This is a genomic window from Actinoplanes regularis (assembly GCF_900188005.1).
GTDB classification, from domain to species: domain Bacteria; phylum Actinomycetota; class Actinomycetes; order Mycobacteriales; family Micromonosporaceae; genus Actinoplanes; species Actinoplanes regularis.
Window position 1 is genome coordinate 430,731 of record NZ_FZNR01000004.1, and the last position, 13,004, is coordinate 443,734.

Consider the following 13,004-nt stretch of genomic DNA (forward strand, 5'->3'; position numbering starts at 1 on the left):
AGCCCGACCACCACGACGGAACAGGTCAACGGTTCCGCCGGCTCCAGCGGTTGCCGGTGAGCGGCCGGCGGGTGCTGGCCGGCGTGGTCACCGAGAACGGACGCTCGGACAATCAGGAGGTTTCGAAGGCGCCCAGGTCCGGTGCGGAGCCGTTGTAGGGCAGGCCGACGTTGACCCCCTTGTTGATCAGCGTGCTCCCGGAGGCGAGGTGCAGGTAGGGGAGGACGGGCAGGCTGCCGTCCGACTGGCGGGACACGTTCCAGCCGGTGGTGGCGACGCTCTGGAACTGCGAGTCCGACATCGTGACACCCAGGTTCCAGGAGTTGTACGACGCGCTGGTGCCGCTCAGGTTCGCCGTCAGGGTGCCGGCGTAGGCGAGGTTGTTGCGCAGATTGCCCAGCCCCACCCCGGCACCGCCGGAGTTGATGCCGAGCATGTCGAAGTCGACGCCGTTGCTGTAGGCGGTGTTGTTGAAGTAGTCGTTCGCGACCGTGTGATGGTTGCTGTAGAAGCCCTGCGACCGGTTGAGGAACGCCACCGAGGTACGGACCGTGTGCTTCACGCCGTTGAAGACGTACACCCCGCCGTATCCGCCGGCCTTGAAGCCCGCGCCGTTGCCGGCCGCGGTCGTCGTCTGCGGCAGGTACCCGTTGCGCCACGCCCACGAGTTCTCGATGGTCACCGAGGAGTACGCGTTGATCAGGTCGAAGCCGTCGTCCGAGTTCCACCACGACCGGCAGCCCCGGAAGACGTTCCCGGAGCGGCCGGCGCCGATGTGGGCGCCGAACCCGTCCGCGTTCTCCCCGGCCCCGTTGGAGCTGTACGGGTCGTAGTTGTCGTGCGAGTCCGAGTTGAGCACCAGGTTGTTGCCGCCGCTCGCGATGAACACGCCCGGGCCCATGTTGTTGTGCGTGTTGAGCTTCTCGAACGTGTTGTTGCTCCCGGAGATCCAGACGCCCCACGACTCGTGGTTCAGGCTGTTGTTCTGGCGTACCCCGCTGATCTCGATACCGCGCAGGTAGAGGTAGCTGCCGGTGACGTCGAAGCCCTTGATCCGGCAGTTGGCGGTGATCCCGGAGAAGTCGAACAGGACCTTCTCGCCGGGGTAGTTCAGATAGCTGATCGGGGCGCCCGAGCTGCCGCTCCTGCTCAGCGTGATCGCGTCGACGGTGGCGGTCTGGCTGGAGCAACTGCTCGTCGCGCTGGTGTAGCCGTAGGTGCCGGCGCGGAGGTACACGGTGTCGCCGGCCGCGACCGCGCTCTGCGCGCGTGCGATCGACCTCCACGGCGCCGACGCGGTGCCGGCGGCGCTGTCACTGCCGCTGGGGGAGACGTAGTAGACGGACGCCGCGGCGCTGACCCCGGGCACGGCGAGGACGGCGGCCACGACGCCCACTGTCAGGGCGGAGCTGAGCAGCGGTTTCATCGGAGACTCCCGCGGAGGAACGTGGTCAGCGTGCCGGCCAGGATCTCGTGGTCGTGCTGGGACGGGTGCCAGTCGCAGCCGAGCAGGTCCAGGCCCAGGGCCGCGTTGTCGTAGTACAGGGCCTGGGTCCGGTCGGTGCGCTCCCGGACGATCCGCTGGATGGTGTCGGCCAGGGCGGTGGTCCGGTAGCTCAGGTCGGGATACGTCAGCACGAACGAGGTCCGCGGGCCGTACCGCTGCCGCAGTTTGTCGAGGAACCCCTGGTAGGCGTCGTGGAAGTCGGTGACCAGGGCGGCCTCGTCGGCCCACTTCTCGCCCGGGTTGACCGGGGTGGAGAAGTCGTTGATCCCGAGTCCGATGACGACGACCTCGGGGTGCCAGGAGGCGGGGCGCTGCCACGCCGACTCGTCGACGGCCTGCAGGGCCCGGTCGTAGTAGGTGCGGTAGTCGGTGCCGGGGCTGCTGCCGTTGTAGTTGCGCACCATCCCGATGCCCGACCACGCGTCGACCTGGTAGTCGGCGTTCAGGGCGCGGGCGGTCCGGGCGGCGAACGCCTGGTCGGCGTTGCTGTTGCGGGTCAGCACCCCGGCGCCGGAGCAGTCGCGGCTGGTCGACATGTCGCCGTAGCCGGCGGTCCAGGAGTCGCCGATGAATTCGATCTGCCGGTGGCGGGCCGCGGGCGCCGCCAGGATCTCACCGCCGGGACCGGCGACGAGACCGCCGAATCCCGCGAGGTTCCAGGGACTCTCGGTTCGTTTGGCCAGCCGTACGGTGTGCATCCCGCGCGACAGCCCGGTGATCCAGTGCGTGGTCGTGCCCGGCGTGACCAGGGTGGTCGGAGCCCCGCCGTCGATCCGCACGTCGTAGTCGTTCACGGCGTCGTCGAGCGCGAGACCCACGCTCGTGCCCCGGAACCGGCCCTCGAAGTAGACCCCGGGCCAGGTGTACGCGACCCCGGTGCCGACCTGGCTCACCCGCCCGGCGGTGTGGACCTGGCCGAGGACCGGCGTGATCGGCCCGGGAGCGACGGCCCGCCCCGTGCCGGGCGAGATCTGTCCCGGGCAGAGCCCGCGGGCGCGCAGCTCGGTGACGATCCGCGGGACCGCTCGCAGGGTGTTCGGCGGCCAGTCGTGCATCAGGACGGAGTCCCCGGCCTCGAGCGCGCGGGCGTTCTCGACGATCTGGTCCACGGACGTGTTGTCCCAGTCCCTCGAGTCCACATCCGCGTTGATCTCGCGCAGCCGGTACTGCCGTTCCACCGTGCGCAACGCGTCGTTCGTCTCCAGGTACGGCGGCCGGAACAGTGTGACGGTCACGCCGGTGACCTGCTTGATGACGTCCTGGGTCCGGGAGAGCTGCGCGGCCTGTTCCGCCGGGGTCAGCTGGGTCATGTGCGGGTGGTCCCAGCTGTGGTTGCCGATCCACATGCCGGCCGCGAGCTGGGCCCTGGTCAGCTCGGGGTTCGCCGCCACGTTCGCGCCGGTGTTGAACATGGTGGCGCGTGCTCCGGCGTCCCGCAGTACCTGTAGCAGCGTCTCGGTGTTGCCCGGGGTGGGGCCGTCGTCGAAGGTCAGTGCGACGTAACCGGTGCAGCGCGGGGGAGTTGGGGTGGCGGCGGAGGCGGGGCCGGCGATCGATCCACCACCGAGGAGTACGGCGACACCGAGCACGGCGATCCGGTGCGGGGATGTACGGTTCACGCTCAACACTCCTGACTGTGCAGGACATATTTAGTTCGATCGATGAGCAATCTACGCGGTACGGGCTGGTCTGGCCACCCGCGGGCGGGCGGCTGTGGGCGTACGAAGGCGGGAATGTGAACTTGATCTTGTCGGTTAAGCCTTTCTTGTCGGCCTGGATCTATGGCAGATTGATGCAGCGCATTGACTTTCGGGGGAGGTCGTTTACGTGAGGGTTATCCGCGGCAGAAGGCTGTTGCTCGCGGCGGTGCTGGCTGCCGGAGCGGTTCTGCTGCCGACCGCCGCCCAAGCCGCGACCCCGCTGTCGGCCGCGGCGTCATGCCTGCCCGGTGCGGACACCGCCGCCGACCGGGCGATCGCGACCCGGCTGCGGCCGCTGATGACCGGCCAGCGCCTGGGCGCGGCGGTGAGCGGGCGCAGCATCGCCTGCGCCCGGGTCATCGTCCGGATTGTCCAGCTGCGCGGGCTGCCCCGGCGGGCCGCGGTGATCGCCCTGACCACGGCGATCACCGAGAGCACCCTGAAGAACCACCTCACCGAGGTCGACCACGACAGCCTCGGGCTGTTCCAGCAGCGGCCCTCGCAAGGGTGGGGCCGCCCGGAGCAGTTGGTTGACCCCGTCTACGCGACCGACGCGTTCCTCAACGCGATGATCCGCAAATACCCGGGTGACAGCTGGTTGAGCGGCGACGTCGGGGCGATCTGCCAGCGGGTGCAGACCTCGGCCTTCCCCGCGGCGTACGGCCGCGAGGTCCACGACGCCGCCCTGATCCTCTCGAAGGTCTGGACCGACGTCCCGGCGGCGCACCCCGGGACGGTTCAGCCGCAACCGGCGACGACCTCGGTGGGCCCGTTCCAGCGCGCCATCGCCACGGCCGCGACCGAACTGGGCCCCCTCGACGGCCGGCACACCCTCGCGATGACCGACTGGAACGGCGACAAGCGGCCCGACCTGATGGTCGTGAAGGGCACGGGCACCGTCACCGGCGGCACCGAGGTGCGCATCATGAACGGGGCGGGCAACCTCTCGTCCCTGCTGCTCAACACGGCGACCGTGCTCGGCCCGGCCGAGGACGCTGACGTCTACTCGGTCGGTGACTGGAACGGCGACAACCGGCCCGACCTGATGGTGCTGCAGAAGGCGGGCACGCAGCTGCGGATCGTCGACGGCGCCAGCAACTTCCAGCGGCTGCTCCTGGAGACCACGGTCGGGCTCGCCGGGGTGAACGAGGTCGCGCCGGCCGACTGGAACGGTGACGGACGGCTCGACCTCGTCGCGGTGCGGACCGCCGGCACGGCGAGCGGGAAGGTCGAGGTCCAGGTCCTCGACGGGGCCGCGAACCTGCAGCAGCCGCTCGGACTCACCGTCACGACCAAGGAGGCCGCGGCCGACGGTCTTCGCGCCTCCGTGACGGACTGGAACGGCGACAAGCGCCCCGACCTCGTCCTGGTCAGCAAGACCGGGCTGCGCGTTCTCGACGGAGCCGGGCAGCTGAGCCGGCCGCTGACGCAGGCGACCGTCGCCACCGACGACCGCCACGAGGCGCTGGTCAGCGACTGGAACGGCGACGGGCGCCCGGACCTCGTCGTGGTGCAGAAGACCGGAACCGCGAGCGGCCGCGCCGAGGTGTCGATCCTCGGCGGCTGACCCGGCCCGTTCGGATCCTGGCGACCTGAGGAGGCTTCGGGTCGCCAGAATCGTATCGAGGGGCGGTCAGTCGCCGCTGAGGTCGCGGCGCAGGGCGACGGCGGCGACAGCCAGGGCGACTACGGCCCAGACCGAGAAGACCTCGATGCCGAAGCCGTCACCGCGGGACGCGTCCATGTAGGACGTCATCGGCAGCGGCCACCTGAACTGGGTGGCGATGCCCTCGACGATCACGAACCAGATGCCGAAACCGCTGATCAGCCAGGCGGAACGGCGCACGATCGCCGCCAGGGCGGCACCGAAGACCGCCATGATCGGTACGACGACGAGCGTTCGGAAGTACACCTGACCGCCGTGCCTGAGCAGGTTGGGAACACCACTGAGCAGCGCCAGTGACCAGGCCACCGCGACCGTGGTGCCGACCTGCGCGAGCAGCACCTGGAACCGGTTCGGCCGGGCCACGTAGAGCAGCGAGATCGTACGGTGCTGAAAGTGCTGGGTGACGGTGAGCACCGAGATGCCGAAGGCACCGATCCCGGCGAACAACGCCCACCAGGTGGCGTCCGCGACCCCGGCGGCGGCGGTCACCGCGCCGAACAGGGCGAGCGACACCCAGCTGGAGCGGATCGTGGCCATCCGGTAGAGCTCACTGCGAATCAGAGTGATCATCAGGCGGCCGCCAGTTCCAGGAAGATCTGCTCGAGGCTCGGGGCGTCCGTGCTCAGCTCGTACAGCGGAACCCCCACGCCGAAGGCGATCTCGCCCGCCTGCTCGGCCGAGAGGCCGGCGACCTCGAGGGCCTGACCGTCGCCGCCGACCGTGGCACCGGCCGCCTCGAAGGCGTGCCACAACCGCACCGGATCGCGGCCGCGCACCCGCAACCGCACACCGTCCGAGCCGGACAGCTCGGCCAGTGGCGTCGCCCGCCGGACCTGCCCCTTCGCGATGATCACCACGTCGTCGACGAGCTGCGCCAGCTCGGCCAGCAGGTGACTGGAGATCAGCACGGTGCCGCCCGCGTTCGCGTGGTCCCGCAGCAGGCGCCGCAGCCAGGCGATGCCCTCCGGGTCGAGGCCGTTGGCCGGCTCGTCCAGAATCAGCACCCGCGGCTCGCCCAGCAGGGCGGTCGCCACCGCGAGCCGCTGCCGCATGCCGAGCGAGTAGTCGCCCGTGCGATGGTGCGCGGCGCCGGCCAGCCCGACCATCTCCAGCAGGGCGTCGACCCGGGCCCGGCCGGCGCCGGCCAGCATCGCCTGACCGGCGAGGTGCGCCCGCCCGCTCTGCCCCGGGTGGCTGATGCCCTGCTCCAGGACCGCGCCGACCTCCCGCAACGGGTCGCGGAGCTCCGTGAACGGCCGCCCGTTGATCAGCGCCGTGCCGGACGTGGGCCGGGTCAGGCCGAGCAGCATGCGCAGCGTCGTCGTCTTGCCCGAGCCGTTGAGGCCGAGGAAGCCGGTCACCCGGCCCGGGGCGGCGGTGAAGGAGAGGCCGTCCACCGCACGAACCTTTCGGTAGGCCTTGGTCAGATCAATGGTCTCGATCATGGTCGCGGACTATGCCACACGCCCACAACATTCCACGTTCCGTGATCATTCGGGTCTGTGGGACCAACAGGTCAGCGTGACTGTGCCCGAGCGTGCAGACGAAGACCCGCCCGGCACCGAAACGGCGCGTCCAGACGACCGGAACTACGGCGCCGGCGGTCTCCGGCGCACCGTGGTCACCGGTGAAAGTGGTCGTCGCGAGGACCTCCAACGTCGGATCGACGTGCATGAAGTACTGCTCGGTGTGTACGTCGTAGCTGCTCAGACCGGCCGTGATGGGATGTGTGCCGGTGATGTCCACGGTGTAGTCGACGAAGTCGCCCGGGTGACACACGAACCGCCCACCCACCATGTACTGATATCGGGGCGCCTCGAACCCGGTGGCCACGACACCACCGTGCCACCCGGCGAAACCGGCGCCCGCCCGGACCCGCGCGACCAGGCCCTCCTCCTGCTCGGCGGTGAAACGGGCCCCGGTCCAGCACTGGACGATCAGATCGTAGACGCCCGGCTCGGTGTAGACGTCCAGGCTGTCCGCGATCCGCAGGTCGAAGCCGTGACCTTCGAGGAAGTCCCGGAACAGGTCGGTGCAGGCGACCGGCTCATGGCCGGCCCACCCGCCCCGGACGACCAGCGCCCTCACGGAAGCTGGAACAACGTGTTGAAGCGCAGGCCGAGCCACGGCTTGCGGCCGAAGGCGAACGCACCGCCGGACGCCATCGCCTGCCACAGCTTGCGCCGGCGGAAGCCGACCAGCAGGGCGTCGCACGCCGACAGGGACAGGACACAGTCGACCTCGCCGCCGTCGGCCGCGACCACCCGGGCCTGGCCGTCATCCAGCCGGAGGACGAATCGGGGTGCCCGCCGGATGCGTACCTCGAAACTGCCGGCGAAGCCGCGCGCGCCGGCCGGGTCGACGAGCAGCGGCAGCATCTCGCTCATCACGACCGGCGCGGCCGCCGCGGCGGACCGCTCGTCGAGCCACGGTCGCGTCCGCAACGCCTTGGCGAGGTCGTACCCGTGCACGACGCTCTCGCTGACGCTGAGCGCGGCGAGGGTGCCGACGGTGCGGGTCATGCCGGTCCCGTACCACGGCGTGGGCCGGGCGGCCTGGAGATCCGGGTCGGTGTCCAGCGCGGCGAGCAGCTCGTCGGCGCATTCGCGCAGCGTGCCGGCGGCCTCACCGGGCTCCGCGAACGTCACCACGGCCAGCGCCCGGGCGTTCGTCGAGGCCACCACCTCGGGCAGGGTCTCCCCGGTGCCGAGGTTGGCGACGATGTCCGGGGTCAGGTCCTCGCCGCGCACGGCCAGCGCGAAGGCGCGGTAGACCACGCCGAGGTGGGCGACCAGCTGGCCGATGTTCCAGTCCAGGCCGGGCACGGGGGTGTCCAGTCGCGCGGAGCGGACCTGGTCGACCAGGCGGCGGCTTTCACGGTCCAGGGCCGCGCGGAGGGCGTCCCGGTCAGGCTCGACGATCATCCTCGGCATCCTGCACGACCGATCGAGGGCGCGCATCAATCTATCGGACCGAACCCCGGGAAGGGGGCTGCGCGGGCCGTACCGGCACCCCGCGGTCTTACGGGCCACTGCCCGGCCACCGGAGCGGGTGAAGAATTCCTGACCACGAAAACCGGCGACAGTCCGGCATCGCTGCTCGCGCGAGCCGGGGAACCGATCAACCGCCTGTCGCAGCAGTACGTGACGGACCGCTACGTCCGTTCTGCAGTGCTTTGCGCGGGGAGATGCCGGCCCAGGGGTGCCGGCCGTGTGATGCGGTCGCGCAACCCTTTGACGAACATCGCGGCGCCCGCGCAGGCCAGGATCGCGATGGTGGTGAAGACCGTGCGTGGGCCGGCGAACTGGAGTGCGGGCCCGGCGGCCACCGAACCGATGAAGCCGGCCAGGTTCTCGGTGGTGGTCACCGCGGCCAGGACGTGTGGTCGCAGGTCGGGCGGGGTGCGCAGGGTGAAATGCGTGATGAGGGTTGCCGCGAGGACCGGCGTGGCCACTCCGGTCAGGAACAGACCGGCTCCGATGATGATCGGCTGCTCGACGAGCAGCAGCCACAGCGGTACGCAGAGCAGGGCCGCGGCCGCGGTCAGCGCTGTGGTGCCCATTCGGCTCAGTGCGGTCACCGCGATCAGGCTGCCGAGGGCGAGACCGGCTCCGTTCGCCGTGGTGAGCAGGCCCAGGGTGCGCGGATCGCCGCCGAGGTCGTGCAGGACCAGGACCGGCAGGCAGAGGAAGACGGCCGGGAGCGCGAGGGTCACCAGGGTCAGGGCGGCGCCGAACAGGCGCAGGGTGGGATCGTTCAGCACCTGACGGAAGCCGCTGCTCCTCGTGGGACGGCCGTTGCCGCTCGCGGGACGCTCGCCCGGGTCCGTTGCGAGGGTGGTCGGGTGTGGCCGGACGAAGGTGAGCACGATCAGGAAGGAGCCGAGGTAGGTCGCGGCGTCGATCCAGAGGACCTGGGCCGGGCCGAGCGACGCGATGAGGATGCCGCCGGCGGCGGGGCCGGCGAGCGCGGCCATCCTGGTCGCCGCGTCGATGAGGCTGTTGGCGCGGCCGAGCAGGTGTTCGTCCGCGCCGCGCACGGGACCCAGCAACTCGGGCAGGATCAACCGCTGGGACGCGACGTACGGCGCGGTGAACATGCCCAGCCCGAACGAGACCGCGAGCAGGATCGGCAGATTCAGTGCGCCGGCCAGGTGCAGCAGGGGGATCGATGCCATCAGCGGCGCCCGGGACGCGTCGCCGATCAGCATGACGCGCCGTGCACCCAGCAGGGCGACCAGTTTGCCGCTGACCAGTCCCACGGTCACGACACCGACGAACTCGGCGGTCAGCACGAGGCTCATCTTCACCGGCGAACCCGTGGTGACCAGCACGAACCAGGGCAGGGCCAGCAGAGTCAGCCAGGAACCGAACGTGGACAGCAGCTTCGCGGTGAAGAGCGCGAGCAGGCCCGGCGTGCGAAGCATCAGCTCGGGTCGTCGGGGACGGGCACGGCGTAGGCGAAGAACGCGACCTTGCGGGCGCCTTCCCTGCGGGGCCGGGCGGTGTCGGTGTACTCCGCGAGGACGGCTTTGATCCGCTGGGTCGCCTCGGTGAGCTCGGCGGGGTCGAGGTGGCCCAGGTCCTCGCCGATCCAGGCCGCCTCCCGCCACGCGGTGTCGAACTCGTCCTCGCGGCGCTGGAACTCGTCGAGGGCGGCGAGTCGGCGGGCGATGAACTGCTCCCGGAGCGCCCGGGAGGCGGCGGCGAACTCGGGCGAGCCGTCGCCGGTCGCGCTCCAGGTGATTCCCCGGCTGGTGGCCTGCCAGGGCCGCTCCCGGCCGCGGGCCAGGTCGAGGGCGGGCTCGACGAGGCCCCATCGCACCAACTGGCTGACGTGGTAGCTGACCGAGGCCGTCGATTCGCCGGTCAGATCAGCCAGCCTCCGGCCGGTCGCCGGGCCGTCGACGGTCAGCAGTTCGAGCAGTTTGAGCCGGATCGGATGGGCCAGCGCGCGCAGCGCCTGCGGGTCGGTGATCTGCTTGCTCTGCCGGGCGGTCACTTAGCCAAGATATCTTGGCCAATAAGTCTTGGTCAATGGGTGGAGCGCTCCGTGCGATGATGATCTTGACAATTGCCTGTTCAGACCTATCCTGTCGCGGTGAGGATCAGGTTCTTCGAATGGGTGGCGCGGCGGCGCGTGGCGGTGCTGGCCGTCACACTGTTGGTCGCCGTCGTCCTCGAGGCGTTTCGACGGACCAACGGCGACCACTATTACTCGAGGTCCTTCTTCTCGCTCAACGTTTTGCCGATGGTGCTGCTCCTGGCGGTCGGCTTCGCAGGCCGCTCATTTCGCCCGGCGAAGTTGGTGGCGCGCCCCGAACTGCCCGCATTCGATGTTCCGGCGGATCCGGGCATGATTCTCTGCGGCGCGGCCTTCAGCTTCATGTACGTCCAGCAAATGGGCGGGCTGATCCATGAATTCGTGGAGGACCGCGACCTCTGGTTCCTGATGATTTTCGGGGTTCTCTGGATCGGCTTGCTGGTCCCCTTCTGGCGGGCGGCCCTGGGCCGGATCGGCGTGCGGCTTCGCCCTGACGGGATCGTCGATCGACAATTGCACGGCTCGCTCTTCGTGCCATGGGAGGCCCTGGCCCTCCCGCATCCGGCTTTCGCCTACGACCCGCAGCGGGTCACCCTCTTTCTCGCTCACCCCGGGTTGGTCCGTAGGCGCGGCCTTCGGATGGGCAGCACGGCTTTGCTACCAGCGGTGGGCGTCAACGCGGAGCTGCTGGCCCGCGCGATCCATGAGTACGCGCACCGCCCGGAGCTGCGACCGGCCATCGGCTCGGCGGCGGAGCTGGCCCGGTTCATGGCGATTCCACAGGTCAACGCGCTTGTGGAGCGGGTCCCCGCAGCGAGCTGAACGCGGGGAATCGGGCCCGTGGGGCACCCGGCAAGTCCTAGCCTACGAACGTGCCCTTGGCGACCAACCCCGAGCCGTTCATGCTCAGCCCGGCGCAGATGGCCCAGGCTGCCGAGGACGCCGCCTACGCGAAGGCGACCGGCAAGCCGCTGAAGTCCTTCCTGCTCGGCCTCACTGCCGGCGGGTACATCGCGCTGGGCTTCGTGTTCTACGTGACCAGTCAGGTCGGGGCGGCGAATCTGGCCTGGTGGGGCGGAGCGCGAGTGCTGGGCGGCATCGTCTTCGCGACCGGGCTGGTGCTGGTCGTGCTGACCGGTGCGGAGCTGTTCACCTCCTCGACGCTGACGCTGACCGCGCGGGCCAGCGGGCGCATCACCTGGGGACAGCTCTTCATCAACTGGGGCGTCGTCTACGTCGCGAACTTCCTCGGCGCGATGACGATGGTCTTCCTGGTCTTTCTCGGCGGCACCTGGCACAACGCGAAGGGTGCGTGGGGCGCGGTGGTGCTCAACACCTCGCTGGCGAAGCTCCACCACGACTTTCTCGAGGCGTTCACGCTCGGCGTGCTCTGCAACCTCATGGTGTGCCTGGCGGTCTGGGCCGGTTACTCCGGCCGCACCACCACCGACAAGATCCTGGCCGTCACCATGCCGGTCGCGCTCTTCGTCTCCTCGGGTTTCGAGCACTCGGTGGCCAACATGTTCATGTTGCCGCTGGGGCTGCTGATCAAGGACAGCGCCGGCGCCGACTTCTGGAGCGGCACCGGGCTCGCCAAGGGGGATTTCGCGGACCTGACCTGGGCCGACTTCCTGCTGCACAACCTTGCGCCGGTCACCCTGGGGAACATCGTCGGTGGCGGAGTCATGATCGGCATCCTCTACTGGACGATCTTCTACTACATAGAACGGCCGGGAAAGCAGCTCAAGGCGGCCAAGCGGCGCGGTCCCCGGTAGCAGCCGCCCGGCGCCAGGTCACCCTGGCGCCGGGCACTTTTCACGTACGACCTGATCAGCTCAGGCTGCCCGTGTAGAGCAGGCGGTTCGGGGACCCGGAGCCGGGGCTGGTGACGACGCCGGTGGTGGCCGCGCCGACGATGGCCGCGTTCACCGTGGCGACGGAGGCGCCCGGGTGGGCGGTCAGGTAGAGGGCGGCGGCACCCGCGACGTGCGGGGACGAGAATGACGTGCCGCTACCGGTGTAGGTCGCGGAGTCGCTGGTCCGCCACGCCGAGGTGATGTTCACGCCGGGTGCGAACAGGTCCAGCACGGAACCGTAGTTCGACCAGGACGCCTTCGCGTCGGTGTTGCTCGTCGCGCCGACCGTGAGCGCCTCGGTGACGCGCGCCGGCGAGGTGGTGCTCGCGTTGGCGCCCGAGTTGCCGGCCGCGATGGCGTACGGGATCCCGGCCGTGATCGAGCGTCGGACCGCGGCGTCGAGGGTGCTGCTGGTGCCGCCGCCGAGGCTGAGGTTCGCCACCGAGCGCCCGGCGACGGCGTTCGCGGTGACCCAGTCGATCCCGGCGATCACGCCGGCCGTGGTGCCCGAGCCGTTGTTGTCCAGCACCCGGACGCCGACCACATTGGCGCTCTTCGCGACGCCGTACGTGCTGCCGACCGCGACCGCGGAGACGAACGTCCCGTGCCCGTTGCCGTCCTGCGCGACGTTGTCGCCGTCCACCGCGTCGTAGCCGTAGGCGGCCCGCCCGCCGAAGTCCTGGTGGCTGATCCGGATGCCGGTGTCGATGACGTAGACCGTGGTCCCGCTGCTCGGCCCGTACGTGTACGTCCCACTCAGCGGCAGCGCCCGCTGGTCGACCCGGTCCAGCCCCCACGGCGCGGAGCTCTGGGTGTCCGTGATCCGGACGATCTGGTCGGCCTCCACGCTCGCCACCGAGGGGTCGGCGGCGAGGCGGGCGGCCTGGCGGGCGGTCAGCTGGGCGGTGTAGCCCTCGACCGCGTGGCCGAAGACGCGGGTGACGCTGCCGCCGTAGCGGGCGGCCAGGCGGTCGGCCCGCGCCCGGTCCACGTCGGTCTTGAGGGTGACCAGATAGGTGCCCGGCACCGCGGTGGCACTGGCGGCGTTGAGGACGGTGCCGGTCGCCTCGGCGGCGAAGGCGGGGGCGGTGGCGGTGAGGGCGAGGGTGACGCCGGTGAGGACGGCGGCGGCTCGGTGACGCATGGGTTCCTCCCGAATATCGACGCCCGTGATGGCGTCTGAAATCAGGCTAGGAACCAATCAATGATTGATGATCAACGATTCATTAGGG

At 70.1% G+C, this 13,004-nt stretch carries 12 protein-coding genes; 3 read left to right on the plus strand and 9 right to left on the minus strand.

What is annotated here, in order from left to right; genetic code table 11:
- Positions 1-112: 112 nt before the first annotated feature.
- Positions 113-1,426, minus strand: a complete 1,314-nt coding sequence (locus tag CHC09_RS14370; protein WP_089293561.1) for a right-handed parallel beta-helix repeat-containing protein — start codon at positions 1,424-1,426, stop codon at positions 113-115.
- The gene (locus CHC09_RS45100) at positions 1,423-3,126 is read right to left on the minus strand and encodes a polysaccharide deacetylase family protein (RefSeq protein ID WP_143232323.1); all 1,704 of its coding nucleotides are present in this window, start codon (positions 3,124-3,126) and stop codon (positions 1,423-1,425) included. The genes CHC09_RS14370 and CHC09_RS45100 overlap by 4 nt, the downstream gene beginning before the upstream one ends.
- 208 nt (positions 3,127-3,334) lie before the next feature.
- Here CHC09_RS45100 and CHC09_RS14385 point away from each other — a divergent pair, with 208 nt between their 5' ends.
- Entirely contained in the window at positions 3,335-4,774 is a 1,440-nt protein-coding gene (locus CHC09_RS14385; protein WP_089293563.1) for an FG-GAP repeat domain-containing protein, read from the plus strand.
- A 66-nt stretch (positions 4,775-4,840) separates the two neighbouring features.
- Here CHC09_RS14385 and CHC09_RS14390 read toward each other — a convergent pair whose 3' ends face one another.
- The 6 genes from CHC09_RS14390 to CHC09_RS14415 form a co-directional block, all read right to left on the minus strand.
- Positions 4,841-5,443, minus strand: coding sequence for a hypothetical protein (locus tag CHC09_RS14390; protein WP_089293564.1), 603 nt, complete (start codon positions 5,441-5,443; stop codon positions 4,841-4,843).
- Complete coding sequence (locus tag CHC09_RS14395) at positions 5,443-6,318, minus strand: ABC transporter ATP-binding protein (RefSeq protein WP_089293565.1); 876 nt, start codon at positions 6,316-6,318, stop codon at positions 5,443-5,445. The genes CHC09_RS14390 and CHC09_RS14395 overlap by 1 nt, the downstream gene beginning before the upstream one ends.
- The gene (locus tag CHC09_RS14400) at positions 6,302-6,961 is read right to left on the minus strand and encodes a ThuA domain-containing protein (RefSeq protein ID WP_089293566.1); all 660 of its coding nucleotides are present in this window, start codon (positions 6,959-6,961) and stop codon (positions 6,302-6,304) included. Before CHC09_RS14400 ends, CHC09_RS14395 begins: the two co-directional genes overlap by 17 nt.
- Positions 6,958-7,797: a maleylpyruvate isomerase N-terminal domain-containing protein gene (locus tag CHC09_RS14405; RefSeq protein ID WP_179277089.1), complete on the minus strand. Its 840-nt coding sequence runs from the start codon at positions 7,795-7,797 to the stop codon at positions 6,958-6,960. The genes CHC09_RS14400 and CHC09_RS14405 overlap by 4 nt, the downstream gene beginning before the upstream one ends.
- Before the next feature lie 230 nt (positions 7,798-8,027).
- Positions 8,028-9,299, minus strand: coding sequence for an MFS transporter (locus CHC09_RS14410; protein ID WP_143232324.1), 1,272 nt, complete (start codon positions 9,297-9,299; stop codon positions 8,028-8,030).
- Positions 9,299-9,874: a winged helix-turn-helix domain-containing protein gene (locus CHC09_RS14415; RefSeq protein ID WP_089293569.1), complete on the minus strand. Its 576-nt coding sequence runs from the start codon at positions 9,872-9,874 to the stop codon at positions 9,299-9,301. The genes CHC09_RS14410 and CHC09_RS14415 overlap by 1 nt, the downstream gene beginning before the upstream one ends.
- A gap of 99 nt (positions 9,875-9,973) precedes the next feature.
- On the opposite strand from CHC09_RS14415, the gene CHC09_RS14420 reads away from it, so the two are divergent.
- Together CHC09_RS14420 and focA are read left to right on the plus strand one after the other, a co-directional pair.
- The gene (locus tag CHC09_RS14420) at positions 9,974-10,738 is read left to right on the plus strand and encodes a hypothetical protein (protein WP_143232325.1); all 765 of its coding nucleotides are present in this window, start codon (positions 9,974-9,976) and stop codon (positions 10,736-10,738) included.
- Positions 10,739-10,788: 50 nt separating this feature from the next.
- Positions 10,789-11,691 carry a formate transporter FocA gene (gene focA / locus CHC09_RS14425; RefSeq protein ID WP_203833125.1) on the plus strand — a complete coding sequence of 301 codons (903 nt, stop codon included), beginning with the start codon at positions 10,789-10,791 and terminating at the stop codon, positions 11,689-11,691.
- 55 nt (positions 11,692-11,746) lie between these two features.
- On the opposite strand, the gene CHC09_RS14430 is transcribed toward focA, so the two are convergent.
- Positions 11,747-12,916 carry a S8 family peptidase gene (locus CHC09_RS14430; protein ID WP_089293571.1) on the minus strand — a complete coding sequence of 390 codons (1,170 nt, stop codon included), beginning with the start codon at positions 12,914-12,916 and terminating at the stop codon, positions 11,747-11,749.
- Positions 12,917-13,004: the final 88 nt, after the last annotated feature.